At 60.9% G+C, this 26,415-nt stretch carries 19 protein-coding genes and 3 rRNA genes; 17 read left to right on the top strand and 5 right to left on the bottom strand.

Annotated elements, in window-relative coordinates:
* Window positions 1-18: 18 nt before the first annotated feature.
* Window positions 19-513: a methylated-DNA--[protein]-cysteine S-methyltransferase gene (locus M1E02_RS13680; protein WP_479374791.1), complete on the bottom strand. Its 495-nt coding sequence runs from the start codon at window positions 511-513 to the stop codon at window positions 19-21.
* Window positions 510-2,018, bottom strand: a complete 1,509-nt coding sequence (locus M1E02_RS13675; RefSeq protein WP_479374790.1) for a DNA-3-methyladenine glycosylase 2 family protein — start codon at window positions 2,016-2,018, stop codon at window positions 510-512. The genes M1E02_RS13680 and M1E02_RS13675 overlap by 4 nt, the downstream gene beginning before the upstream one ends.
* Window positions 2,019-2,111: 93 nt before the next feature.
* Between M1E02_RS13675 and M1E02_RS13670 the strand changes: the two genes are divergently transcribed.
* From M1E02_RS13670 to rrf, 7 genes are all read left to right on the top strand, one after another.
* Entirely contained in the window at window positions 2,112-2,798 is a 687-nt protein-coding gene (locus tag M1E02_RS13670) for a DNA-3-methyladenine glycosylase (protein ID WP_479374789.1), read from the top strand.
* Between the two features lie 9 nt (window positions 2,799-2,807).
* Window positions 2,808-3,365 carry an adenine phosphoribosyltransferase gene (locus M1E02_RS13665; protein ID WP_479374788.1) on the top strand — a complete coding sequence of 186 codons (558 nt, stop codon included), beginning with the start codon at window positions 2,808-2,810 and terminating at the stop codon, window positions 3,363-3,365.
* A 79-nt stretch (window positions 3,366-3,444) separates the two neighbouring features.
* Complete coding sequence (locus M1E02_RS13660; RefSeq protein WP_479374787.1) at window positions 3,445-5,673, top strand: HelD family protein; 2,229 nt, start codon at window positions 3,445-3,447, stop codon at window positions 5,671-5,673.
* Between the two features lie 43 nt (window positions 5,674-5,716).
* The gene (tyrS, locus tag M1E02_RS13655) at window positions 5,717-7,030 is read left to right on the top strand and encodes a tyrosine--tRNA ligase (RefSeq protein WP_479374786.1); all 1,314 of its coding nucleotides are present in this window, start codon (window positions 5,717-5,719) and stop codon (window positions 7,028-7,030) included.
* A 535-nt stretch (window positions 7,031-7,565) separates the two neighbouring features.
* Window positions 7,566-9,090, top strand: a 16S ribosomal RNA gene (locus tag M1E02_RS13650).
* A gap of 537 nt (window positions 9,091-9,627) precedes the next feature.
* Window positions 9,628-12,763 (top strand): 23S ribosomal RNA (locus M1E02_RS13645).
* A 242-nt stretch (window positions 12,764-13,005) separates the two neighbouring features.
* Window positions 13,006-13,122, top strand: a 5S ribosomal RNA gene (rrf, locus tag M1E02_RS13640).
* The 16S, 23S and 5S rRNA genes sit together here, the layout of an rRNA operon.
* A gap of 377 nt (window positions 13,123-13,499) precedes the next feature.
* On the opposite strand, the gene M1E02_RS13635 is transcribed toward rrf, so the two are convergent.
* Window positions 13,500-14,711 (bottom strand): hypothetical protein, encoded by a 1,212-nt coding sequence (locus tag M1E02_RS13635; protein ID WP_479374785.1) that lies wholly within the window; start codon window positions 14,709-14,711, stop codon window positions 13,500-13,502.
* Between M1E02_RS13635 and M1E02_RS13630 the strand changes: the two genes are divergently transcribed.
* Genes M1E02_RS13630 through recN form a run of 6 tightly spaced genes read left to right on the top strand, consistent with a single transcriptional unit; the run spans window position 14,697 to window position 20,467 of the window.
* Window positions 14,697-15,518 carry a hypothetical protein gene (locus M1E02_RS13630; protein WP_479374784.1) on the top strand — a complete coding sequence of 274 codons (822 nt, stop codon included), beginning with the start codon at window positions 14,697-14,699 and terminating at the stop codon, window positions 15,516-15,518. The genes M1E02_RS13635 and M1E02_RS13630 overlap by 15 nt on opposite strands.
* A gap of 5 nt (window positions 15,519-15,523) precedes the next feature.
* A complete protein-coding gene (locus tag M1E02_RS13625; protein ID WP_479374783.1) occupies window positions 15,524-16,513 on the top strand; it encodes an HAD-IIA family hydrolase in 990 nt (329 codons plus the stop codon).
* A 9-nt stretch (window positions 16,514-16,522) separates the two neighbouring features.
* Window positions 16,523-16,825, top strand: coding sequence for a hypothetical protein (locus tag M1E02_RS13620; protein WP_479374782.1), 303 nt, complete (start codon window positions 16,523-16,525; stop codon window positions 16,823-16,825).
* Entirely contained in the window at window positions 16,822-17,646 is an 825-nt protein-coding gene (locus M1E02_RS13615) for a TlyA family RNA methyltransferase (protein ID WP_479374781.1), read from the top strand. The genes M1E02_RS13620 and M1E02_RS13615 overlap by 4 nt, the downstream gene beginning before the upstream one ends.
* A 13-nt stretch (window positions 17,647-17,659) precedes the next feature.
* Window positions 17,660-18,724 carry an NAD kinase gene (locus M1E02_RS13610; RefSeq protein ID WP_479374780.1) on the top strand — a complete coding sequence of 355 codons (1,065 nt, stop codon included), beginning with the start codon at window positions 17,660-17,662 and terminating at the stop codon, window positions 18,722-18,724.
* 3 nt (window positions 18,725-18,727) lie between these two features.
* Window positions 18,728-20,467, top strand: coding sequence for a DNA repair protein RecN (gene recN / locus M1E02_RS13605; RefSeq protein WP_479374779.1), 1,740 nt, complete (start codon window positions 18,728-18,730; stop codon window positions 20,465-20,467).
* A 43-nt stretch (window positions 20,468-20,510) separates the two neighbouring features.
* Here the strand turns inward: recN and M1E02_RS13600 are convergent, their stop codons facing one another.
* Window positions 20,511-21,020: a DUF2867 domain-containing protein gene (locus M1E02_RS13600; RefSeq protein ID WP_479374778.1), complete on the bottom strand. Its 510-nt coding sequence runs from the start codon at window positions 21,018-21,020 to the stop codon at window positions 20,511-20,513.
* Between the two features lie 80 nt (window positions 21,021-21,100).
* Between M1E02_RS13600 and M1E02_RS13595 the strand changes: the two genes are divergently transcribed.
* The 4 genes from M1E02_RS13595 to M1E02_RS13580 are packed head-to-tail and all read left to right on the top strand — an operon-like array spanning window position 21,101 to window position 25,080.
* Window positions 21,101-22,879: a CTP synthase gene (locus M1E02_RS13595; RefSeq protein ID WP_479374777.1), complete on the top strand. Its 1,779-nt coding sequence runs from the start codon at window positions 21,101-21,103 to the stop codon at window positions 22,877-22,879.
* Between the two features lie 25 nt (window positions 22,880-22,904).
* Complete coding sequence (locus M1E02_RS13590; RefSeq protein ID WP_479374776.1) at window positions 22,905-23,567, top strand: NUDIX domain-containing protein; 663 nt, start codon at window positions 22,905-22,907, stop codon at window positions 23,565-23,567.
* Window positions 23,567-24,568, top strand: coding sequence for a site-specific tyrosine recombinase XerD (xerD, locus tag M1E02_RS13585; protein ID WP_479374775.1), 1,002 nt, complete (start codon window positions 23,567-23,569; stop codon window positions 24,566-24,568). The genes M1E02_RS13590 and xerD overlap by 1 nt, the downstream gene beginning before the upstream one ends.
* Window positions 24,569-24,588: 20 nt before the next feature.
* Complete coding sequence (locus M1E02_RS13580; RefSeq protein ID WP_479374774.1) at window positions 24,589-25,080, top strand: 8-oxo-dGTP diphosphatase; 492 nt, start codon at window positions 24,589-24,591, stop codon at window positions 25,078-25,080.
* Between the two features lie 129 nt (window positions 25,081-25,209).
* On the opposite strand, the gene M1E02_RS13575 is transcribed toward M1E02_RS13580, so the two are convergent.
* Window positions 25,210-26,349 carry a bifunctional 2-methylcitrate synthase/citrate synthase gene (locus M1E02_RS13575; protein ID WP_479374773.1) on the bottom strand — a complete coding sequence of 380 codons (1,140 nt, stop codon included), beginning with the start codon at window positions 26,347-26,349 and terminating at the stop codon, window positions 25,210-25,212.
* Between the last annotated feature and the right edge of the window lie 66 nt (window positions 26,350-26,415).

Below are 26,415 nucleotides of genomic sequence, written 5' to 3'. Positions count from 1 at the left end.
TAGGGCCCGAGGCAAGCCTCACCTGGCCTCGCGGGCCAACAGGCTCTCTTTGACGGCAAGTCCCCACCGGAAGCCGCCCAACGTTCCGTCAGTCCTGATTACACGGTGGCAGGGTACAAACAGGGCTGCCGCATTGAACGCACATGCGCTTGCCGCCGCGCGGACGGCCAGCGGATTCCCGGCCAGCATGGCGTACTGGGCGTAAGTGACTGGCTTGCCGGGGCTTACGGTGCGGAGCATGTCCCAGGCGTGACTGCGGAAGGGTCCGGATTTCTGCAGCACGGGGACGTGCATGGCCGGATCAGGATCGCCTGCGTAGTACGCTTCCACGGCCTCAGACACGGAACCCATCTCCTGCACCGCCATAAGTTCGGAGGGACGCAGCAGCGGGTGCACCTGGCCGGTCAATTCGTCCGGCTCGGCAGTCCACCCGGACGCGAGGACTTCGCCGTCCCGGGCAATGATGCTGAAGGGGCCATCGGGCGTGGCCAGGGTCAGAAGCTCCGCTTTCATGATTTCACTTTCACTGTTGTGGGACCTGTGCGTTTTTCACGGGGAACGGACGACGCCGCCCGCCAAAGATGCATGGTGGCGTAGGACCGCCAGGGGCTGACTTCCCGGAAATCCGGGGTACCGGGGTACTGGGTGGACACAGACCGGTTGGCCGAAAGGGAACGGATTCCGTTTCGTACGGCAGCATCATTGGCCAGGAAAATATCGGGTGCGCCGATAACACGCATGGCAACATATCCCACGGTCCAGGGACCGATTCCAGCCAACGGCAGGAGCTTGTCCGTCAGGCTGGCGAAATTGTCTCCATAACCAAAGCTAAGGTCACCTGCTGCCATGGCGGATGTCACGGATACCAGCGAATCCATTCGCCGCTGCGGGCCCTTGAGTAACAGGGGCGCAGATTCTGACAGCTGGGCCGGCGTTGGAAACAGCCGGTCCAGGCCCTCGCCCGGCATGGACGTCGCGCTGCCGCTCACGGCCAGTTGAGTAAGGGCGGTCCTGGCTGACGCTACGGTGACCTGCTGGCCTACCATTGCCCGGACCAACAGTTCCTGGGGGTCAACGGCGCCTGGCAGGCGCATGCCGGGGGATTCGGCAACGGATTGTGCGAGGCGGGGTTCTGCTGCCAGTGCTGAGTCCACTGCCCCGGGGTCGGCGTCGAGATCCAGGAGCCGGCGCACCCTGCTCAGAAGAACAGGAAGATCACGGAGATCCACGGCACCAATGGTGAGAATCAACGGACGGCCGGGGGCGCCGTCGTCGTACTCCACTTTGAAGCGGGCATCACCGTGCTGCAAGCGGAGCGTTCTGGCATAGGAAGCCGGCGTACCCGCCTCTATGCCTGGGATGGCACGGACGGCGAGGAAGGTGAAGATGCCGGGATCGAACGGTTCCCGGTAAGGGAGTTGGAGCGTCAGCGCCGTAGTGGTGGTGACCGGGGCTTTTTGATGCCGGGCTGTACCGCGGAGAGCCGTCGGAGTCAGATCGAAGACCTCCACCACAGTGTCGTTGAACTGGCGCACGCTGTTGAAGCCAGCGGCAAACGCAATGTCGGCGAACTTCATCGACGTCGACACCAGCAAAGTCCTTGCAGTCTGGGCCCTGCCCGCCCGTGCCAGCGAAAGGGGACCGGCACCGAGTTCTGACGTGAGGATCCTGTTGAGCTGGCGGGAGGAGTAGCCCAGCCGCGAAGCCAGTCCTTCCACCCCGTCACGATTAATGACGCCGTCATGGATGAGGCGCATGGCCCGTCCCGCTACGTCCGATCGTATGTTCCAGGCGGGCGTTCCTGGTACGGCCTCCGGAAGGCAGCGTTTGCACGCCCGGTAACCGGCTTCATGGGCAGCCGCCGACGTTTCATAGAACGTGACGTTCTCGGCCCTGGGGGTCCTCGCAGGACAGGACGGCCGGCAGTAAATCCCTGTTGTCCGCACAGCGGTGAAGAACTGCCCGTCGAAACGGGTGTCTCGGGCGTCTATTGCCCGGTATCGCTGCCAGAAGTCCATGCCTTCATCCTGTCAGCTCCGGGACGGCCGGGCTAGCGGAATTCGGACATGGCCGTGGAGTGCCGTATGTCCTCCTTTGTTAAGGTGTGAATCATGAATGCGAGCCCTCAAGATCCAGCCGGCAGTGTGCCGCCGAAGTCGGTGCGGGAGGTGCTTTCAGCCGATCCGCGGCATGTTGCGCCATTGCTGTTGGGGGCGGTCCTCACCCACAACAGTCCGGCTGGAGCTGTGTCCGTCCGGATTACGGAGGTCGAAGCCTATCTGGGCCCTCATGACTCCCTGCATCCTGATCCCGGTTCCCATACATTCCGCGGCCTGACACCGCGGAATGCGCCAATGTTCGGCCCGGCGGGGCATCTTTACGTCTATTTCACCTACGGCATGCATTACTGCGCCAACATTGTTTGCGGGCCAGACGGTGTGGCATCCGCCCTGCTGCTGCGCGCCGGAGAGGTGGTTGTCGGTCAGGATCTGGCGCGCACCCGGCGGCCGGCGTCCAAAACGGCTGTTGATTTGGCCAGCGGTCCGGCCCGGCTCGCCACTTCACTCGGGTTGACGACGGCGGACAGCGGCAGGGACGCGCTCAAGGAGCCCTTCGCACTGGAACTGCCTGCCGTCCCTGCATCCGCCATCAGTGCCGGGCCCCGCGTGGGCGTCGCCGGTGCCGGTGGAAGCCACGAATACCCCTGGCGCTTCTGGCTGACCGGCGACCCCACGGTCTCCCGATACAAAGCCGCCAAGAGCAGGGCCATCACCGGAAAGCCCGCCGGCACACAGTAGTGTGGATGCGTGAATCCAAGCGAGCCAGTTACCACCCGGCGCCCCGTCCCTGTGGACGAGCTCATCTCGAGCCTCTGCGTCACTGTGCCGGACGACCCGAAACCCGGCATCTCCTTCAAGGACCTGACCCCCGTTTTTGCCAATCCCGCAGCCTTTAGAGCCGTCGTCGACTCTTTGGTGGAACCGTTCAGGGGACAGTTCGACGCCGTCGCGGGAGTGGAAGCACGGGGTTTCCTGCTGGCCGCCGCGGCCGCCTACGCCACGAATACAGGGGTGGTGACCGTCAGGAAGGCGGGGAAGCTTCCCCGGGCTGTTTTTGCCGAGGACTACGCCCTGGAATACGGCACGGCAACGTTGGAGCTGCATACCTCGGATTTGCCGGCCGGCAGCCGCGTGCTCATCCTCGACGACGTCCTCGCAACCGGAGGCACGCTGGGTGCGGCAACCAGGCTCTTTGAACGATGCGGCATCCACGTGGCCGGAGTCGGGGTTGTGATGGAGCTTGGCGAGCTCCGCGGACGCTCCGCCCTGACCGGCCACCGTGTCCGATCACTTCTGCGTTTGTAGCAGGGACGTCATCACACACGCGGGCAACGGATTGGTTGTAGAATGTTAGGTCTGTCTTTTGCGATAGGGGAACGTCTCGATGCTCGACGCTGATTTAGCCCATGAACGGGACTATGTAGCGGGGTTGTATGCCCGTTTGGATGAACTGCGCGAGGAAAAGCGCACCCAGTTGGCGCAAGTGCGCCGTGCCGGTGCCATAGGAACGATGCAGAATGTCTCCGAGCGTGACGCCTTCGCCGCGCTTTACGAAGACCGCCTGGCACAGCTGGACGCCGTCGATGACCGCCTTGTCTTCGGCCGGCTGGACCTTGACTCGGGCGAAGCCCAGTACATCGGACGCATCGGCCTCACCACTGAGGATCTCCAGCGGCTCATGGTGGACTGGCGGGCACCTGAGGCGGGCCACTTCTACCAGGCCACGGCCTTCGACCGGCAAGGCGTGCGCCGCCGTCGCCACCTCATCCTCCAGGGGCGGGAAGTGCGGGCCATCGAGGATGATGTCCTGGACGCAGACATGCTGGCCGACAACGCATCGTTGCAAGGGGAGGGCGCGCTCCTGGCCGCCCTCGATTCCAAGCGCACCGGACGCATGTCCGACATCGTGGGCACCATCCAGTCCGAGCAGGACCGGATTATCCGCTCCTCCATTTCGGGGGCCTTGGTTGTCCAGGGTGGTCCGGGCACCGGTAAGACGGCTGTGGCACTGCACCGCGCTGCGTATCTGCTGTATACCCACCGTGACCGGCTGAAGACTGCCGGTGTCCTGCTGGTTGGCCCGTCGTCGTCGTTCATGAAGTACATCGAACGTGTCCTCCCCTCGCTGGGCGAGACCGGCGTCGTGATGGCCAGCCTGGGCAGGCTGATGCCGGGCATCAATGCTGTCGCTGAGCCTGAAGGCGATGTCGCGGCCCTCAAGGGCAGCCTAAAGATGGCTGAAGTTGTGGCCAATGCTGTGGCCAACCGGCAACGCATTCCCGCCGAGAACCGGATTCTTGAGGTGGACGGCCGCAAACTGGTGCTCACTCCGCGTCAGGTCCGCCGCGCCAGGGACAAAGCCCGCGGAACCGGCAAGCCTCACAACGAGGCGAGGGTCACCTTCGTGAAGATCCTGCTCCGGGAGTTGACGGAGCAAATGACCGAACTGGTTGAAGCCGGCAGCATCGGCAACAATGCTGACCGCTCTTACCTGGCCGAGGACGTCCGTTCCGCGCGGGATGTCAGGATCGCCCTGAACCTGTGCTGGATGCCCATGACTCCCGAAAAGCTGGTGGGCGAACTGCTCAGCAAACCGGCGATCCTGGAGGCTTGCACACCCGGATTCACTGCCGGGCAGCGAGCCCTCCTCATGCGGCCTGCGGATTCTCCGTGGACGGAGTCTGATGTGCCGCTGCTGGATGAGGCCGCGGAATTGCTGGGCGAACTCGACGCTGCTGCCGGCCGTGGGCTTGCCCAGCAGGAACACGACCGTGCCCGCGATCTTGCCAATGCACGCCAGACCCTGGTCAACATGGAGACTGCCGGGGTGGACGTGCTCATGAGCGCGGAGGAACTGGTCGATCAGAACCAGGAGCGCGAAGCCCGCCTGACCGCGGCCGAGCGCGCCACCACTGATCGTACGTGGGCCTTCGGCCACATCGTCGTGGACGAGGCACAGGAGCTCTCGCCCATGCAGTGGCGCCTGCTGGTCAGGCGGTGCCCGCTCAAGTCGTTCACCATCGTGGGAGATATCGCCCAGACCAGTTCCGTGGCCGGCGCGAAATCCTGGCAGGGTGCGCTGGAACCTCTCTTCGGCGACCGCTGGCAGCTCGAAGAGCTGACCGTGAACTACCGGACGCCGTCCCAGATCGCCGAGGCTGCCGCCCGTATGGCAAATGCAGCAGGCCTGGTGGTGTCAGCGCCGAAGGCTGTCCGTGAGGGCCGCTGGTCCCCGATCATCGACGAGGTGGAGCAGGATGCGCTTGTCAATCACCTTGTGGACGTGCTCCCCGAGGAGCTGGAAGCGCTCGACGGCGGACTGCTGGCAGTGATTGCCGATGGCCCGTTGCTGCCCGAAGCCGCAGGCGCCCTGCGTGCTGCCTACGGTCGCAGGGTCGGAACGGGCGCGGGAAGTTACGAACAGGACATTGTGGTCATCAGCCCGCGCGAGGCAAAGGGCCTTGAGTTCGACGGCGTCGTGGTTCTGGAGCCTTCGGTCATGCTCAACCATGAGCACGGCCGCGTAGGCGATCTCTACGTGGCCATGACCCGCCCCACCCAGCGGCTGCGACTCATTGCATCGGCCGGAATACCTGCAGGCATCGAAGGCTGAACCGCGACGCTGCTGACCCGTCAATCCTGCTAACTTAGATCACGTGTCACAACTAACTGATCTTGAATCCCAGCAGAACGATCCCAGCTTCGCCAACATCTGGCAGGAGCTGAATTGGCGCGGACTTATCCACGTATCCACCGACGAAGTGGAACTGGAAAAGCTCCTCGCCGGTGACGCGATCACCTATTACTGCGGATTCGATCCCACTGCGCCAAGCCTTCATCTTGGCAACCTGGTGCAGTTGCTGCTTATGCGCAGGCTGCAGCTTGCCGGCCACAAGCCTCTTGGGCTTGTGGGCGGCTCCACGGGCCTCATCGGCGATCCGCGGCCGACAGCTGAACGGACGCTGAACACCAAGGACACTGTGACGGAGTGGGTAGGATACCTTCAGGCCCAGGTGCGCCGGTTCCTGAGCTTCGAGGGTGCCAATGCGGCCCGTATGGTCAACAACCTCGACTGGACCGCCCCTTTGAGCGCCATCGACTTCCTGCGCGAAATCGGCAAGCACTACCGTGTCGGCACCATGCTCCGCAAGGATGCTGTGGCGTCCCGCCTGGGTTCCGAAGAGGGAATCAGCTACACCGAGTTCAGCTACCAGATCCTGCAGGGCATGGACTACCTGCAGCTGTTCCGCGACTACGGCTGTGTACTCCAGACTGGCGGTTCGGACCAGTGGGGCAACCTGACGAGCGGCACGGAACTCATCCGCAAGGTTGAGGGAAAGCACGTGCACGCGCTGGGAACGCCCCTGATCACGAACTCGGACGGTACCAAGTTCGGCAAGAGCGAAGGCAACGCCATCTGGCTCGATCCGGCTATGTGCAGTCCATACACCTTCTACCAGTTCTGGCTGAACACCGCTGATGCTGACGTCGCTGCACGATTGAAGGTCTTCACCTTCCTCAGCAGGGCAGAGATCGAGGCCCTTGAGCTCTCGGTGGCGGAGCGTCCCTTCGCCCGCGAAGGGCAGCGGAAGCTGGCGTACGAGGTCACGTCCCTGGTTCATGGCGTGGAAGCAACCGAAAAAGTCATCGCCGCCTCGGCTGCTTTGTTCGGCAACGGCGATCTCAGCGTGCTGGATGAGCAGACCCTCGCAGCGGCTACGTCGGAGCTACCCTCAGCGAAGATCGACGACGGCGGCCTGGGCATCATTGACCTCTTGGTCGCATCCGGGCTCTCCGAGAGCAAGTCCGCCGCCCGGCGCACCGTAGGGGAGGGGGGTGCTTATGTGAACAACGCCAAAATCTCCGATCCTGACGCAGTGATTTCACCTGAGCAGCTGCTCCACGGCCGTTACTTGTTGCTGCGACGGGGCAAGAAAAACCTGGCCACCGTGGAAGTCTCGGCCCGCTGAGGCAGCGGCACCACCTGGGTAAAACACCACGCAGAACTTTGACAGAGCACGCTCCTTTCCGCCGATTTGCACGGCCGGGAAGGAGCGTGTAATGTCTTCTGAGTCGCCGCCGCTGAGTGGTGACAGACCCCCTACAAATGAGAAGCAATTCTTCATGCGCAAGGCGCACAAAATGAGAATTGTTTCAAATTTTGCTGGGCGGATTCATTGAAACCAAGTGAATTTGCGGAGAATATCCGGATTTGCAAAGTGAAAATGAATGAAATAAGATGGAAACATCGCAGCGAAGAAAGCGAAACAAAAGAATTCGAAGTAATTCGAGTAAACATTGTTTCTTGAAGTATTCGAATGTGTCTGTTGTTTGAGAACTCAATAGTGTGCCAAGTTTGTTGATACCAATTGTTTTATTGATTGGTTGAATTGGCCAGGTTGTCCACCCCGTGGATGGTCTGGTTTTTTTGGCTGGTTTCAAATTTTGTGCGGCCTTGTTTCCCGTTTTCCCGGGGGATTTGGTTGTGTCTGTTTTTGTTTTACTTCAACGGAGAGTTTGATCCTGGCTCAGGATGAACGCTGGCGGCGTGCTTAACACATGCAAGTCGAACGATGATGCCAGCTTGCTGGTGGATTAGTGGCGAACGGGTGAGTAACACGTGAGTAACCTGCCCTTAACTCTGGGATAAGCCTGGGAAACTGGGTCTAATACCGGATATGACTCCTCATCGCATGGTGGGGGGTGGAAAGCTTTATTGTGGTTTTGGATGGACTCGCGGCCTATCAGCTTGTTGGTGAGGTAATGGCTCACCAAGGCGACGACGGGTAGCCGGCCTGAGAGGGTGACCGGCCACACTGGGACTGAGACACGGCCCAGACTCCTACGGGAGGCAGCAGTGGGGAATATTGCACAATGGGCGAAAGCCTGATGCAGCGACGCCGCGTGAGGGATGACGGCCTTCGGGTTGTAAACCTCTTTCAGTAGGGAAGAAGCGAAAGTGACGGTACCTGCAGAAGAAGCGCCGGCTAACTACGTGCCAGCAGCCGCGGTAATACGTAGGGCGCAAGCGTTATCCGGAATTATTGGGCGTAAAGAGCTCGTAGGCGGTTTGTCGCGTCTGCTGTGAAAGACCGGGGCTCAACTCCGGTTCTGCAGTGGGTACGGGCAGACTAGAGTGATGTAGGGGAGACTGGAATTCCTGGTGTAGCGGTGAAATGCGCAGATATCAGGAGGAACACCGATGGCGAAGGCAGGTCTCTGGGCATTAACTGACGCTGAGGAGCGAAAGCATGGGGAGCGAACAGGATTAGATACCCTGGTAGTCCATGCCGTAAACGTTGGGCACTAGGTGTGGGGGACATTCCACGTTTTCCGCGCCGTAGCTAACGCATTAAGTGCCCCGCCTGGGGAGTACGGCCGCAAGGCTAAAACTCAAAGGAATTGACGGGGGCCCGCACAAGCGGCGGAGCATGCGGATTAATTCGATGCAACGCGAAGAACCTTACCAAGGCTTGACATGGGCCAGACCGCCGCAGAAATGTGGTTTCCCCTTTGGGGCTGGTTCACAGGTGGTGCATGGTTGTCGTCAGCTCGTGTCGTGAGATGTTGGGTTAAGTCCCGCAACGAGCGCAACCCTCGTTCTATGTTGCCAGCACGTGATGGTGGGGACTCATAGGAGACTGCCGGGGTCAACTCGGAGGAAGGTGGGGACGACGTCAAATCATCATGCCCCTTATGTCTTGGGCTTCACGCATGCTACAATGGCCGGTACAAAGGGTTGCGATACTGTGAGGTGGAGCTAATCCCAAAAAGCCGGTCTCAGTTCGGATTGGGGTCTGCAACTCGACCCCATGAAGTCGGAGTCGCTAGTAATCGCAGATCAGCAACGCTGCGGTGAATACGTTCCCGGGCCTTGTACACACCGCCCGTCAAGTCACGAAAGTTGGTAACACCCGAAGCCGGTGGCCTAACCCCTTGTGGGAGGGAGCTGTCGAAGGTGGGACTGGCGATTGGGACTAAGTCGTAACAAGGTAGCCGTACCGGAAGGTGCGGCTGGATCACCTCCTTTCTAAGGAGCACCTACAGTCACCTTGCCTCATGTATGTGAGTGTGGAGGGGTTGTCAGGAGTAAAGGCCCATTGCGCAGGCGATTGTTCTGCGGTGGGTGCTCAAGGGTGGAATATCAACAAATAGCGGCCTCGTGGTTGTTGTCCCTGTTCAGTACGGTTGTTCTCCTTTTGGAGGGTGTCCTGGAACGGCGGGGGTGGTGGTTCACGGGTTTAGTGTTTGGCACACTGTTGGGTCCTGAGGCAACAGGACCGGGAGGGTAACTTTCCGGGTTTGTTTGTTTCTGGTTTCCTGGCTGCATCGATCATGCGCGTTGAACCCTTTTTGGGGTGGTGTGTGGGGTGTGTGGTTTGGGGTTGTTGTTTGAGAACTACATAGTGGACGCGAGCATCTTTTATAAGAAGCAATTTCCAAGAATATGAACCTGGATCTGTGCTGCGGATGTGGTTGTGCCTTTGCCTCTTTTGGGGGTTGGGTGTGGCTGTGTTTGTGGTGTGGTTCCCATAGGTTCTCTCGAAATGTTTTTTTGATCTTTTGTGGTCAAGTTTTTAAGAGCACACGGTGGATGCCTTGGCATTAGGAGCCGAAGAAGGACGTAGGAATCTGCGATAAGCCTGGGGGAGTCGATAACCGGACTTTGATCCCAGGGTCTCCGAATGGGGAAACCCCGCCAGACGCGCGAGTGATCTGGTGACCCGCATCTGAACACATAGGGTGCGTGGAGGGAACGCGGGGAAGTGAAACATCTCAGTACCCGCAGGAAGAGAAAACAATAGTGATTCCGTTAGTAGTGGCGAGCGAACGCGGATCAGGCTAAACCGTTCCATGTGTGATAGCCGGCGGGCGTTGCATGGTCGGGGTTGTGGGACTTTCCGTTCTGTCTCTGCCGGGACAGTGAGGTGAGAGTACGGGCATAGGTGAACGGTCTTGAAAGGCCGGCCAGAGAGGGTGTGAGCCCCGTAACCGAAATGTTGTGTACCGCCTGGAGAGTATCCCAAGTAGCACGGGGCCCGAGAAATCCCGTGCGAATCTGTCAGGACCACCTGATAAGCCTAAATACTCCCTAATGACCGATAGCGGACCAGTACCGTGAGGGAAAGGTGAAAAGTACCCCGGGAGGGGAGTGAAACAGTACCTGAAACCGTGTGCTTACAATCCGTCGGAGCAGCCGTGAGTAATCACAAGTAGCTGTGACGGCGTGCCTTTTGAAGAATGAGCCTGCGAGTTAGTGTTACGTCGCGAGGTTAACCCGTGTGGGGAAGCCGTAGCGAAAGCGAGTCTGAATAGGGCGTTGCAGTGGCGTGATCTAGACCCGAAGCGAAGTGATCTACCCATGGCCAGGTTGAAGCGACGGTAAGACGTCGTGGAGGACCGAACCCACTTCAGTTGAAAATGGAGGGGATGAGCTGTGGGTAGGGGTGAAAGGCCAATCAAACTTCGTGATAGCTGGTTCTCCCCGAAATGCATTTAGGTGCAGCGTTGCGTGTTTCTTACCGGAGGTAGAGCTACTGGATGGCCGATGGGCCCTACAAGGTTACTGACGTCAGCCAAACTCCGAATGCCGGTAAGTGAGAGCGCAGCAGTGAGACTGTGGGGGATAAGCTTCATAGTCGAGAGGGAAACAGCCCAGACCACCAACTAAGGCCCCTAAGCGTGTGCTAAGTGGGAAAGGATGTGGAGTTGCGAAGACAACCAGGAGGTTGGCTTAGAAGCAGCCATCCTTAAAAGAGTGCGTAATAGCTCACTGGTCAAGTGATTCCGCGCCGACAATGTAGCGGGGCTCAAGTACACCGCCGAAGTTGTGGCATTCAGATTTTTGCTAAGCCCTTGTGGTTCAGGCGTCTGGATGGGTAGGGGAGCGTCGTGTGGGCAGTGAAGTCGCGGTGTAAACCAGCGGTGGAGCCTACACGAGTGAGAATGCAGGCATGAGTAGCGAAAGACGGGTGAGAAACCCGTCCGCCGAATGATCAAGGGTTCCAGGGTCAAGCTAATCTGCCCTGGGTAAGTCGGGACCTAAGGCGAGGCCGACAGGCGTAGTCGATGGACAACGGGTTGATATTCCCGTACCGGCGAAAAACCGTCCATGCTGAACAGGGGATACTAACCGCCCGAGACCTGACCGATCACCCTTGTGGTGTGAGGTTTTTGGTGGAGCGCGGGACCTGATCCTGGGAGGTAAGCGTATTAACAGGTGTGACGCAGGAAGGTAGCCGAGCCGGGCGATGGTTGTCCCGGTCTAAGGATGTAGGGCGAACGGTAGGCAAATCCGCTGTTCATGATGCCTGAGATCTGATGGGACTCCCGTAAGGGGGGATTCGGTGATCCTATGCTGCCTAGAAAAGCATCGGCGCGAGGTTTTAGCCGCCCGTACCCCAAACCGACACAGGTGATCAGGTAGAGAATACTAAGGCGATCGAGAGAATTATGGTTAAGGAACTCGGCAAAATGCCCCCGTAACTTCGGGAGAAGGGGGGCCCCCATCGTGATGGACACTTGCTGTCCGGAGCGTGCAGGGGCCGCAGAGACCAGGGGGAAGCGACTGTTTACTAAAAACACAGGTCCGTGCGAAGTCGCAAGACGATGTATACGGACTGACTCCTGCCCGGTGCTGGAAGGTTAAGAGGACCGGTTAGCCGCAAGGCGAAGCTGAGAATTCAAGCCCCAGTAAACGGCGGTGGTAACTATAACCATCCTAAGGTAGCGAAATTCCTTGTCGGGTAAGTTCCGACCTGCACGAATGGAGTAACGACTTCCCCGCTGTCTCAACCATAAACTCGGCGAAATTGCAGTACGAGTAAAGATGCTCGTTACGCGCAGCAGGACGGAAAGACCCCGAGACCTTTACTATAGTTTGGTATTGGTGTTCGGAGTGGCTTGTGTAGGATAGGTGGGAGACGTTGAAGCCCGGACGCCAGTTCGGGTGGAGTCATCGTTGAAATACCACTCTGGTCACTTTGGACATCTAACTTCGGCCCGTAATCCGGGTCAGGGACAGTGCCTGATGGGTAGTTTAACTGGGGCGGTTGCCTCCTAAAAAGTAACGGAGGCGCCCAAAGGTTCCCTCAGCCTGGTTGGCAATCAGGTGTCGAGTGTAAGTGCACAAGGGAGCTTGACTGTGAGAGAGACATCTCGAGCAGGGACGAAAGTCGGGACTAGTGATCCGGCGGTACATTGTGGAATGGCCGTCGCTCAACGGATAAAAGGTACCTCGGGGATAACAGGCTGATCTTGCCCAAGAGTCCATATCGACGGCATGGTTTGGCACCTCGATGTCGGCTCGTCGCATCCTGGGGCTGGAGTAGGTCCCAAGGGTTGGGCTGTTCGCCCATTAAAGCGGTACGCGAGCTGGGTTTAGAACGTCGTGAGACAGTTCGGTCCCTATCCGCTGCGCGCGCAGGAAATTTGAGAAGGGCTGTCCTTAGTACGAGAGGACCGGGACGGACGAACCTCTGGTGTGTCAGTTGTACTGCCAAGTGCACCGCTGATTAGCTACGTTCGGATGGGATAACCGCTGAAAGCATCTAAGCGGGAAGCTCGCTTCGAGATGAGATTTCCATACACCTTGTGTGTGAGAGGCCCCCAGCCAGACCACTGGGTTGATAGGCCGGATGTGGAAGCGAGGACTAACGACTCGTGAAGCTGACCGGTACTAATAGGCCGATAACTTACACCACACACCAATGCGTGAACGGCATTCAAAAGACGTTCACACCAAGCACTGGTAAAAAGAAAACAAGACTGCTTGCGTCCACTATGTGGTTCCCAACCAACAAACCCGAACACGGTTTGCCTGGCCACGGGAACACCACAACTGAATAACAACACCACAACTGCCCCCAAAAAGGGCAGGAAACATGTTGTAACCACAAACTTCCCACACCACCCCACCAGGGGTTGCGTGAACGGGTAAAAAGGTTACGGCGGTCATAGCGTGGGGGAAACGCCCGGTCCCATTCCGAACCCGGAAGCTAAGACCCACAGCGCCGATGGTACTGCACCCGGGAGGGTGTGGGAGAGTAGGTCACCGCCGGACAACCATTAAGGTCGAGAGCCCCAACCAGGAAACCGGTTGGGGCTCTCCCCATTTAAAACCCCCAAACCCCACCCTCCCTCACCACCCGCAGGTTTAACCGGGACCCTCCCTCACCACCAGCCCCCAAAACCGGGACCCTCCCTCACCTCCAGCCCCCAAAACCGGGACCCTCCCTCACCTCCAGCCCCGGCCACCGCCGTCACCACACCAAACCGCCGCAGAACCTGAGGGACCGTCGCGCCAGAAGCGGCGAAATGTGAGGGAGCGTTTGAGGCAAAAGATGCTCGTGGACCCAGAGGTTTGGAGCAGCTGGTTATGATCATGGTCACTGTTTCGCCAGCGGTTCGGCTTGCGGTGACCACCTAGCGATCCCTCGCCTAGAATTGCATGAGATGTACGGACTTCGAAGCGCTTGAAATTCGGGTTGCGTAGAACGACGAACACCGAGAAGAGCGGCTGCGATTGCGCCAGTGGTCAGCTCGCAATAGGAGGACTCCATAATGGCTGAGCACAACGGCGGAAACCGCGGCGGAAAAGATCGCGGCGGTTCCAGCGGACGGGGTTCGGGTGGCCCTTTCCGGGGCACCAATAATTCGGGCGGGGATCCTCGTGGATTCCGTTCCCGCGAGGATCGTGACGCCCAGGGCTCGCGTCCGCCGTTTGGTGATCGCCAGCGCCCGCAGGGCGACGATCGTAAGCCCTTTGGCGGTGGGGATCGGGATCGTAAGCCGCCGTTTGGTGATCGTCCGCGCCGTGAAGGTGATGGCGAACGTCGCAGCTTTGGCGGCGGAGATCGTGACGGCCAGGGCTCGCGTCCGCCGTTTGGTGATCGCCAGCGCCCGCAGGGCGACAGGGATCGCAAGCCGCCGTTTGGTGATCGGGATCGTAAGCCGTTTGGTGATCGTCCGCGCCGTGAAGGTGATGGGGATCGTCGCAGTTTCGGTGGCGGTGATCGGGATCGTAAGCCGCCATTTGGTGATCGTCCACGTCGTGAAGGTGATGGCGAGCGTCGCAGTTTCGGTGGCGGTGATCGGGATCGTAAGCCGCCATTTGGTGATCGTCCACGTCGTGAAGGTGATGGGGATCGTCGCAGTTTCGGTGGCGGTGATCGGGATCGTAAGCCGCCATTTGGTGATCGTCCACGTCGTGAAGGTGATGGCGAGCGTCGCAGTTTCGGTGGCGGAGATCGGGATCGTAAGCCGCCGTTTAGTGATCGTCCGCGCCGTGAGGGTGATGGGGAGCGTCGCAGCTTTGGCGCCGGAGAAAACCGCAAGCCCTTCGGCGACCGCCAGGACCGTGCCCCCAGGACCTTCGACCGTGGAGACTCGGGTCCCCGCCAGTTCGGGCGACGTGACGAGCCGGAACACCGTCCGGTACGCGTACCGAATGCCCGCGACCTGCGCAGCGCCAACCGTCCCGATCGGGAACGTTCTCCCCAGATTGACGAAGATGTCACAGGGCAGGAACTTGACCGGGCGACCAAGCACGAGATCAAGACGCTCGAAGCCAACAGCGCCGAGTGGGTTGCACGCCACTTGGTGATGGCCGGCCGGCTCATAGACGACGAACCCGAATTGGCTTTCCAGCACGCCCTGGCTGCCAGCCGCAGGGGCGGAAGGCTTTCGGCAGTGCGCGAGGCCGTGGGGCTCACGGCCTACGCTGCAGGCCACTATGGGGAGGCGCTGAGGGAATTCCGGACATACCGGCGCATCAGCGGCTCCAACGTGCATCTCCCCGTAATGGCTGATTGTGAACGAGGCCTCGGCCGACCGGACAGAGCCTTGGACGTCGTGCGGTCCGAGGAAGCCAAGGATCTGGACGCGCCCGGCAAGGTTGAACTGGCCATCGTGGCGGCAGGCGCACGCACTGACCTTGGTCAGTTGGACGCTGCAGTGGCTGAGCTGGAGATCCCCCAGCTGGACATGAACCGTGCCTTTTCCTACAGCCCGCGTCTGTTCAGGTCGTACGCAGATGCTTTGGCTGCAGTTGGTCGTGGCGAGGAAGCGGAGAAGTGGCAGCGCCAGGCTGTGGTGGCTGAGAACGCCCTTGGCCTTGGCGCCTCTGAGGAGCCCGACATCATCGACCTTGGTTGGGACGAGGAAGAGGAGGCCCGGCAGGAGGAGGAATTGCGCCGCCTACAAGCCAGGCAGAACCTGGAGACGACGGAAGTTGCGCAGGGAAGCACGAAGGCCGCTGATGCTGGACTAAAGGCAACGACAACGACGTCTGCACCTGCAGAACTTGACGAAGGCTCGGATGACGCCGAATCCGACTACTTTGAGTCGGACGACGCAGAATCTGATGAAGATTCAGTCGAAGAAGATGTTGACGCGACAGAGACTGCGCCGACGGAAACAGCGGATGAGTCCGATCCCGTGAACCGCACAGAGGACTAGCCCGTATGCCTTCTGCTTCACTCATCTCGATGTTCGACGCCCTGCTGTCGGACCTGGACGGCGTGGTGTACGCCGGACCCCATGCTATCCCTGGTGCCATAGAGGCACTTGGGAAGCTTGAGGGTGAAGGCGTGGGCCTGGGTTACGTCACCAATAACGCCTCCAGGACTCCTGCCCAGGTGGCAGCACATCTGCGTGAAATGGGTGCGCCTGCGGAGGACCATCAAGTGGTGAGTTCATCGCAGGCGGCAGCAGAACTTCTGTCCGGCATGCTTCCGGCAGGTTCCAGGGTACTCGTCACGGGTAGCCGTGCCCTTGCCCACGAGCTGGAACTTGTCGGGCTCGTGCCGGTGCATAGTGCTTTGGAACACCCCGTGGCGGTGGTTCAGGGATTTAACCCTGAAATCGCATGGAAGGATCTTGCCGAGGCATCGTACGTGGTGGCGGGCGGTGCGCTCTGGGTGGCAACAAACACAGATATGTCTATCCCGCAGGCACGGGGGATTGCGCCTGGGAACGGCACCCTGGTTGCAGCCGTAGCTTCGGCCACCGGGCAGAAGCCGTTGGTCGCGGGCAAACCGGAAGCTCCTTTGTTCCATGCGGCTGCCAAACGGCTGGGCTCTGAGCGCCCGCTCGTTGTCGGTGACCGGCTGGACACTGACATCCTCGGCGGCAACCGGGCCGGATTCGCCACTGTCGCCGTCCTGACCGGCGTCGACACCCGGGAATCCATCCTGGCCGCCCGCGCAGAGGAACGGCCCGGTTATCTCATCAGCACGTTATCCGAGCTCTACGAGCCATACCCGGACGTGGTCAGTCGTGACGGGAGCTACTATTGCCGCGAATCCCATGCACGTGTTGACGGGAACACCGTCAGCATCACCGGGGACCCGACGGATGTGGATTCCTGGCGAGCCGCGTGCGCAGCGTGGTGGGCTGCCAACCCGGGAGCCACAACGGCAAAGGTGGCCGACCTCGAATGGCTTGATCATTAGACTGGTGAAATGACCGAGCAGAACCAGCCTCATCCCGTCGACCATTCGGTGGTCCGCTGGCCGCAGGCACCCCGGTTTCAGGACGCCTCCGGCCAGGACGCCTCCGGCCAGAGAACCCCCGGTCAGGGAACCCCCGGTCAGGGGATGACTGACCAGGATGTGGACGAGGCCCTGGGTCTGCTGTCCAAATTGCCTGACCTGGAAGTGGCCGAGCACGGAACTGTCTACGCCGAACTGCACGATGCGCTGCTGGAGGCGCTGAATTCTGGTGCGCTGCACGGTAACCCGTCGTCGGACGATACGCGCCCATGACCCGACTGGACCAAATGCTTGTAGCCCGAGGGCTGGCAAGATCGCGTACCCATGCCGCCCGGCTCATCGTCGAAGGAAAGGTGACCTCTGAGGGGACCACTCTGTCCAAGGCTTCCCTCCAGGTTGAGGACCAGACTGAACTAAGCGTGGTTGAGGCGGCTGAAGACCACTATGTCAGCCGTGCCGCCCATAAGCTGGCTGGCGCGCTCAAGGCCTTCCCTGAAATTGTCGTCCAGGGAAAACGCTGCCTCGATGCAGGAGCGTCCACGGGCGGCTTCACGGAGGTGCTGCTGAGACAGGGTGCCGAACGCGTGGTGGCAGTCGACGTCGGGCATGGACAGCTGGTGCCGCAGCTCAGGTCCGATCCCCGTGTGGACGTTCACGAAGGACTCAATGTCCGATACATGAAGGCCGATGACATCGGCGGCCTGGCGCAACTCACGGTGGCTGATTTGTCCTTCATTTCCCTCACCCTGGTGGTTGAACCGCTGGCTGCCTGCACAGTACCTGGCGGGGACCTGGTGCTCATGGTCAAACCCCAGTTCGAGATTGGCAAGGACCGGCTGGGCCGGACAGGTGTGGTCAATTCCGAGCTGGAACGACGCCGGGCAGTGGCTAAAGTCGCCTCTGCTGCAGTCGAGGCGGGACTGGAGCCGCGCGGGCTGGCAGCCAGTCCTTTGCCCGGCCAGGACGGAAACGTTGAATACTTCCTGTGGATAAAACGCAGGATGGTTCCAGACTTGCCTAAGATCGAAGGGCACGACGCTGCTGTTGCCGCGTTGCTTGGAAGTATTTGGCCGAGTCCTTTGAAGAACCAGTAGAAAGCGGAACCCGATGAGCAGGCGTGTACTGGTCCTTGCCCACACCGGCCGCGAGGAATCACTGAAAGCTGCCTGGGAGGCCTGCGAACAGCTGCATTCCTCCGGGATTGTGCCTGTGATGCAGGAATCGGAGCTTGGCGACATGGAGCGCTACTTCGGCCGGCTGGAACACCCGGTCGAAGTTCTCCACGATCACGTCCAGCTGCCCGATGTTGAACTTGTGATGGTCCTGGGCGGAGACGGAACCATTCTCCGCGCAGCTGAACTTGTCCGCGAGGTTGACGTGCCGCTCCTGGGTGTAAACCTGGGGCACGTTGGTTTCCTCGCCGAGAGTGAGCGGGCAGACCTTGCCCAGACGGTCGAGTGGATAGCCAGCAGGCAGTACACAGTCGAAGAACGAATGACCATCGATGTTCAGGTCTGGGTCCGCGGGCAAAAGATTTGGCACACGTGGGCGCTTAACGAAGCTGCCATCGAAAAAGGCAACCGGGAGCGGATGCTTGAAGTGGTTACCGAAGTGGACGAGCGTCCGCTGACCACCTTCGGGTGCGACGGCATTGTGCTGGCAACCCCTACCGGTTCCACGGCCTACGCCTTTTCCGCCGGAGGGCCGGTGGTGTGGCCAGAGGTGGAAGCCCTCGTGATTGTTCCCATCAGTGCCCACGCCCTCTTTGCCAAACCACTGGTCGTTTCACCCCGCTCGAGACTCGCCGTCGAAGTTCTGGGCCGGACCGATGCGCAGGGAGTTCTCTGGTGCGACGGGCGGCGCTCTGTTGACCTTCCGCCGGGTGCCCGCGTGGAGGTTACGCGGTCGGCCACACCGGTACGCCTTGCCCGCACTCATCCCACGCCATTCTCAGGACGGCTGGTGCGCAAGTTCGAATTGCCCATCCATGGCTGGAGGGGGCCTGCACCAAAACCCGAATCCGTTCATACCGGACCCATCCCCATTGTCCGTACACCCAAGCCGATGCCGTTGCCCCCCACGCCTTCGACCGCGGCTGCCGCGCCGGCAAATTCTTCGGCGGAACATCCGGAAGAACCGCCGGCAGCTCCCGACCCCACCACTGCGAGGTGAATCGTGCTTGAAGAACTGAGAATCCGCGATCTCGGCGTCATCACGGACGCCACTTTGCCGCTTGGCCCGGGGTTGAGTGTGGTGACAGGCGAAACCGGTGCGGGTAAAACCATGGTGGTCACCGCCGTCGGCCTGCTGCTGGGGGCAAGATCCGACGCCGGTGCCGTCAGGAGCGGGGCGAAAAGCGCCACCGCTGAGGCGGTACTGAAGCTGGCGAACGAGCATCCTGCCGTTGCCCGTGCGGTGGAAGCCGGCGCAGACGTGGAGGAGTTCGACGGCGGCACTGAGCTAATCCTTGCCCGGCGCCTGGGAGCCGACGGCCGCAGCCGTGCTTTCCTTGGCGGGCGGGCGGCCCCGGTGGGCGTCCTGGCCGAAATCGGCGAAAGCCTCGTGGTGGTTCACGGCCAGTCGGATCAGATCCGGCTGAAGGGCGCTACCGCCCAGCGCGGTGCCCTGGATAAGTTTGCGGGCGACTCTCTCGCCGCTCCACTCGCCAGCTACCAGGCGCTGTACAGCCAATGGAAGTCCATCCAGACGGAGCTGGATACGCTGCGCAGCGCCGCCCGTGACAGGCTGCGTGAAGCCGAGTCACTGGAGATCGCCTTGGCGGAGATTGATGAAGTGGATCCCCAACCAGGTGAGGACGAGTCCCTCAAAGCCGAGGCCGTGAAACTGGCCAACGTGGAAGAGCTGAGGATTGCCGCCAACACCGCGCACCAGGCGCTCATCGCGGAGGACTTTGGGGATTCCGGTGACGCAACCACCATGGTGGATGCAGCGAAGCGCACCTTGGAGCACGTGGCGGAGCACGACGCCGAGCTGGGTGCGGCCTCTGCCCGCCTGGCCGAAGTCGGCTTTCTTCTCAATGACATCGCAACTGAGCTGGCCAGCTATCAGGCAGGGCTGGACTCTGAGGGACCGGAGCGGCTCGCGGAGATCGAGGACCGGCGTGCCGTATTGGCCAAGCTGGTCCGTAAGTATGCACCGAGCATCGATGAAGTCCTGGTCTGGGCGGAGAACGCGAGGATCAGATTCGACGAACTGCAGGACGATTCCACCCGGATCGAGGCGCTCGACGCCGAAGTTGTCCGCACGGAGGCTGACCTGAAGAAGCAGGCCGCCGCCATCAGCAAGATCAGGGCCAAGGCAGCCAAGGACCTTTCCGCCCGTGTCAGTGCCGAGCTGAAGGCACTGGCCATGGCGGATGCCACGCTGGTGATCAACATCGAACCGGGCGGGCAACTGGGCCCATTTGGCGTGGATGAGATTTCGTTCCTGCTCCAGCCCCATGCGGGAGCACCCGCAAGGCCCCTTGGCAAGGGTGCCTCCGGCGGTGAACTCTCAAGAGTCATGCTGGCCATCGAGGTGGTGCTGGCTGCGGTCGATCCCGTGCCCACGTTCGTTTTCGATGAAGTCGACGCAGGCGTTGGTGGCCGTGCCGCCGTCGAAATCGGTCGCCGGCTGGCCATGCTGGCCCAGCATGTCCAGGTGCTGGTAGTGACCCACTTGCCCCAGGTGGCTGCTTTCGCTGACCAGCACATCCGCGTCACCAAGACCTCTGTCCGCGGCTCGGACGGCGCTACCGCCACTGGGTTTACCTCCAGTGATGTTCAGTTGCTGGACGCATCCGAGCGGATCAAGGAGCTTGCCAGGATGCTGGCGGGGCAAGAGGACTCCGAGTCTGCACAAGCTCACGCGAAGGAACTCCTGGAGGACGCCCGTCTCCTGCCCCAGCGGGCCTAACCGGCGGGGCCAAGCGGGCAGCGGGCCTAACCGGAAGCATCGCCTAGCGGGAAGTCAGCACCCGAACGGCCCTGGCCATCATGGCGTGCACCACGAGCGGATGCAGGATCCTCACTGGCAGGAAGTAGAGGCGGCCCCGCCATCCCTTAATCCGCACCGCCGTGGTGACCCGCAGCAGCATTCGCGTAGCATCAAGGGCCACTCCGCAACGGAAATCAAGATGCTTGTCATCGGCGCTGATGAGGGCTTCCTCACCAACAACCCCGGACACGGCAAAGATGTCCCAGGGAGAGGGTTTGACTCCAATCAGGACCACCAAGGTTTGCCGGATGCCCAGCAGCCATTTGACCCAGAGTGGGACCACAGCGCCTGAAAAGATCGTCTCTGCCCAAAGCCGTGGGTCCACGGGGCTTCCTGCCGGCACTGGGAGAACAATCACATCGGCATAGTCCGGCACCGGAATCGAGGCGAGGGCCAACGAGACAAAAGAAGGAGACGGAACGGGGGATTGGCTGGTTTCAGCGGGCTGGTTTATGGGATCCGGCGTCGTCACCCCTTGATCGTAGCGGCCCAAACAGGCGAGACTTGAGGCTTTGGGGGAACAACCGGATGGACCCGTGGAAGGCGCAATTGATGATAGGCTCGAATTCCGTGGTGCAGCGATCAAATTCCCGTGTAAATTCCCGGTTCCCGGGCTCGTCCAAGACGACCAAACACATCTTCGTCACCGGTGGTGTGGCGTCCTCGCTCGGTAAAGGACTGACGGCTTCAAGCCTCGGACACCTGCTGCGGGCACGTGGTTTGTCTGTAACAATGCAAAAGCTGGATCCCTATCTGAACGTGGATCCCGGCACAATGAACCCGTTCCAGCACGGTGAAGTTTTTGTCACCGACGACGGCGCCGAGACAGATCTCGATATCGGACACTACGAGCGCTTCCTGGATGAAAATCTTGAAGGCTCGGCTAACGTCACTACGGGCCAGATCTACTCCACCGTCATCGCCAAGGAACGCCGCGGCGAGTACTTGGGCGACACCGTCCAGGTCATTCCCCACATCACGGACGAAATCAAGCGCCGCATGCGGCTTCCGTCCGAAGGCAAGAATGCACCTGACGTCATCATCACCGAGATCGGCGGGACCGTCGGCGACATTGAGTCCCAGCCTTTCCTGGAGTCAGCACGCCAGGTGCGGCAGGACATCGGCCGTGGCAATGTTTTCTTCCTCCACGTCTCGCTGGTCCCGTACATCGGTCCGTCCCAGGAGCTGAAGACCAAACCGACGCAACACTCGGTTGCCGCACTGCGCTCAATCGGTATCCAGCCTGAGGCCATCGTGATCCGATCCGATCGCGAGGTGCCGCAGCCCATGCGTGAAAAGATCGGCCGCATGTGCGACGTCGACATTGACGCCGTGATCGGTGCCCCGGATGCCCCCAGCATCTACGACATCCCCAAGACCCTCCACTCCCAGGGCCTGGACTCGTACATTGTGCGTGCCCTTGATCTGCCGTTCAAGGACGTGGACTGGACCAGCTGGGACAAGTTGCTGGAAGCCGTCCACAACCCCAAGCACGAGGTCGAAGTTGCGCTTGTGGGCAAGTACATTGACCTGCCTGACGCCTACCTCTCGGTAACGGAAGCCCTCCGTGCAGGCGGGTTTGCGAACGACACCAAGGTGAAGATCCGTTGGGTTCCGTCAGACGAGTGCGAAACCCAAGAGGGTGCAATAACCTCCCTCGAAGGCGTCGACGCCATCTGTGTTCCCGGCGGCTTCGGAATCCGCGGCCTCGAAGGCAAGCTGGGGGCCCTGACATTCGCACGTCAGACCAAGCTGCCGGTACTGGGCCTCTGCCTGGGACTGCAGTGCATGGTGATTGAATATGCACGCAACGTGGTGGGGCTGGAAGGCGCTTCATCCAGCGAATTTGAACCCGACTCCAAGCACCCGGTGATTGCCACCATGGAAGAGCAGTTGGACATCGTTGAAGGCAAGGGCGACCTTGGCGGAACGATGAGGCTCGGGCTGTATGAGGCCAAGCTGGACGAGGGTTCCGTTATCGCAGAGACCTACGGGGCTACCACCGTCAGCGAGCGGCACCGCCACCGTTACGAGGTCAACAACAAGTACCGGGCGCAGATTGCTGCTGAAGGGCTCGTCTTCTCAGGCACCTCTCCGGACGGAAAGCTCGTGGAGTTCGTTGAACTGCCCCGCGAGACGCATCCGTACTACGTGGCTACACAGGCCCACCCCGAGCTGAGCTCACGGCCTACCCGCCCTCACCCGCTCTTCGCGGGTCTGGTCAAGGCCGCGCTGGACCACCAGCAGGGAGCCACCGCAAAACGTAATACAGTGGGTGCTGAGGCACCGGTCCGCAAGGAAAAAGCGGACAGCGTGGTGCCGGCCAAGTAAGCCAGCACGACAAAAGGACGGCGCGATGCCTCATACATCTGAAACCCCCAACGCTGCACGGCAGGTTTCGGATGTACCGAGTCCGCGCCGTCTTTTGTCGTCCCGGACCGTCTATGAAGGCCGCATCTGGGATGTTGTCAGCGACAGCTTCAAACTGACTGACGCCGGCGACCCGCTGACCAGGGATTACATCGACCACCCCGGTGCGGTGGCAGTGCTGCCCATGAACGACGCCGGCGAGGTGCTGCTGATCAAGCAGTACAGGCACCCGGTGGGAATGGATCTTTGGGAGATCCCGGCAGGGCTGCTGGACGTTGATGGCGAGGACTTCGTGGTGGGCGCCGCCCGAGAGCTGGCAGAAGAGGCCGATCTCGTGGCAGAAACCTGGAACGTCCTGGTTGATTTCTTCAATTCTCCCGGTTCCTCGAGTGAAGCCATCCGGATCTACCTTGCCCGGGACCTGACGGCTGTACCTCACCACGAACTCCACGTCCGCACCGACGAGGAAGCCGAAATCGAGCTGCATTGGACCTCCCTTGACGATGCTGTTCAAGCAGTACTGGACGGCCGCCTGCACAACCCTTCCGCCGTCGTCGGAATCCTGGCCGCTGCGGCCGCCAGGGGCAATGACTTCCGGCACCTCCGTCCGGCCGGTGCGCCCTGGCCGGCTCACCCCAGCCAGCGCTGATGACCGGGACTGCGACGGTTGAGGCGTCTGACACGCCTGACAGCACCTCCCCGACGCCGAGGCCACCGTCTGCCATCGATCGTGGTGTCACTGACTACCTCCAGCACATGGGCGTGGAACGCGGACTCGCGGTGAACACCCTGTCGGCTTACCGGAGGGATCTTTCCAGGTACGGCAACTATCTTGCATCGGCCGGCGTTTCGCGCCCGGAGGATGTGACGAGGCGCCACGTGACGGCGTTCGTGCAGTCACTCTCGGACGGTTCTGATGGAGGATCTGTGCTCGGCGTGCGCTCGGCCGCACGGACCGTCGTTGCAGTACGCGGGTTGCATAAGTTTTGGGCGCTTGAAGGCACGACGACGGCGGACCCGGCAAGTGATGTGCACCCGCCTATGCCCGGCAAGCGGCTGCCGAAGGCCATCAGCGTGGATGAGGTAACGCGGATCCTTGAGGCCGCCGCAACGGACTCTCCCACAGGCCTCCGAGACCGGGCGCTCCTGGAGTTCTTGTACTCCACCGGTGCCCGTATCAGCGAGGCAGTGGGCCTCGACGTCGATGACATCTCCCTCGAAGGGGCGGACGACGGTCCGGCGATCGTGCGCCTTTTTGGTAAGGGTTCCAAGGAACGCCTGGTACCCTTGGGCTCTTTCGGTGCACGGGCACTGGATTCTTACCTGGTCCGTGGCCGCCCCCTCCTGGCGGGCAAAGGGAAGGGGACTCCGGCCTTGTTCCTGAACGCGAGGGGAGGGCGGATCAGCAGGCAGAGCGCCTGGACCATTCTCAAGGCCGCGGCAGAGAAAGCCTGCATCACCAAAGACGTTTCACCGCATACGCTCCGGCACTCGTTCGCGACCCATCTGCTGGAGGGCGGGGCGGATGTGCGCGTGGTCCAGGAACTTCTGGGCCACGCCTCGGTAACCACCACCCAGGTGTACACCTTGGTTACGGCGGATACGCTGCGCGAGATTTACGCAGCGGCGCATCCCCGCGCGCTCGGCTAGCCCAGGGATATTCTTGGGGAATGACTTCCGCCCCTGTTACCCTCTGCTTCCTCCTCCGCGATCTCGAGGGAGTGGGCACTGAGGTGCTGCTGGGGCTCAAGAAGACCGGCTTCGGGACCGGAAAGATCGTCGGTGTGGGCGGCCATATCGAACCCGGCGAGTCGGCGGCCGAAGCCGTATGCCGTGAGGTCTACGAGGAAACGGGAATTACCGTTCTCGAGTCCGATCTGAGGCCTGCAGGCAGAGTCGACTTTGTTTTTCCGGCCCGTCCGCTCTGGAACATGTCCGCAATCCTCTTCACGACACGAACGTGGCAAGGAGAGCCGACGGAAAGCATCGAAATCATTCCCGAGTGGTTTCTGCTTGACTCCCTCCCGCTGGAGCGGATGTGGGCCGACGCCGAACACTGGCTTCCGCTGGCGCTCACTAAGGGCGGGGTCAACGTTGTAGTGACACTGAACCCGGACAACGAGACAGTTCAATCCGCGGTAACGATTTCCGAGTTTTTGTAACCATCCGCGGCAGGCTGGAAATTATACATTTAGCCTGCGGGTCAGGACACTACGTTTCACAGGGATAAGAAAGGCGGGCCGGTCACCTTTCAAAGGTGACCGGCCCGCCGTCGTTCCCGGCAAGGAGAACTACGGAACGTGCCGTTCCTCAGCACCGTTGTACAGGCTCAGCGGACGGATCAGGGAGTTTGATTCCACTTGCTCCATGATGTGCGCAGTCCATCCGGTGATGCGGCTGGCCACGAACAGGGGAGTGAAGGTGGCGGTATCGAAGCCCATGAGGTGGTAGGTAGGCCCCGCCGGGTAGTCGAGGTTCGGCTTGATGGCCTTGGCCTCCTCCATCGCCGACTCAAGGCCGTTATAGAGGCCCAGGAGCTCGGGCCGGCCATAGTGGGCGATCATCTTGTCCAGCGCAGCTTTCATCGTCGGCACGCGGGAATCGCCGTGCTTGTACACGCGGTGGCCGAAGCCCATGACCTTCTTCTTTTGGGCGAGGGCGTTCTCCATCCAGGTCTTAGCCCTGGCCGCGGCTTCTTCCAGTGACTCCTCGGGACGGATGCCTATTTCATCGAACGTGTGCATGACGGCTTCGTTGGCGCCGCCGTGAAGCGGTCCCTTAAGGGCGCCGATGGCCCCTGTGACAGCAGAATGAAGATCGGAGAGTGTGGACGTAATGACGCGGCCGGTGAACGTGGAGGCGTTGAAAGAGTGCTCTGCATACAGGATCATCGAGACGTTGAAGGCCTCCACAACCTCCGGGACTGACTCTTCCCCGAAGGCCATCCACAGGAAATTCGCCGAGTAGCCCAGATCATCCCGCGGCCCGACGAGCGCCTGGCCCTTGCGCCGCCGCTGATCGTAGGCGACCACAGCTGGCATGGCGGCAAAGAGGTCGATTGCCTTGGTCATGTTGGCTTCCCGGGACGAGTCCTCGGCAAGGCTGTGACGGGCACCCATCACGGAAGTGGCGGTGCGGCATACGTCCATGGGATGAGCTGTGGTGGGCAATGCATCGATGACCTGTTTGACTACCGGGTCCAGCGCCCTGCCCGAGCGCTCCCTTGCCGTGAATTCAGCGAGTTGGTCAGGCGTGGGCAGTTCCCCGTTCCAGAGGAGGTATGCCACTTCCTCGAAGCTGCACCTTGCTGCGAGTTCCTGCACGGGGTATCCCCGGTAAAGAAGTGAATTGGTGTCCGGATTGACCTTTGAGACGGCAGTGGTGTCCACCACGACGCCGGCGAGTCCCTTTTTGATCTCTTCTGCAGCCATGCTGAAAACTCCTTAGTTTCTTTGAGACGCTATTGCCCGGCCTGGGCCGGCAAATCCGATGGGATC

The sequence above is a fragment of the Arthrobacter sp. Z5-13 genome (assembly GCF_056499105.1).
This window is presented reverse-complemented; position numbering and strand designations above follow the sequence as displayed.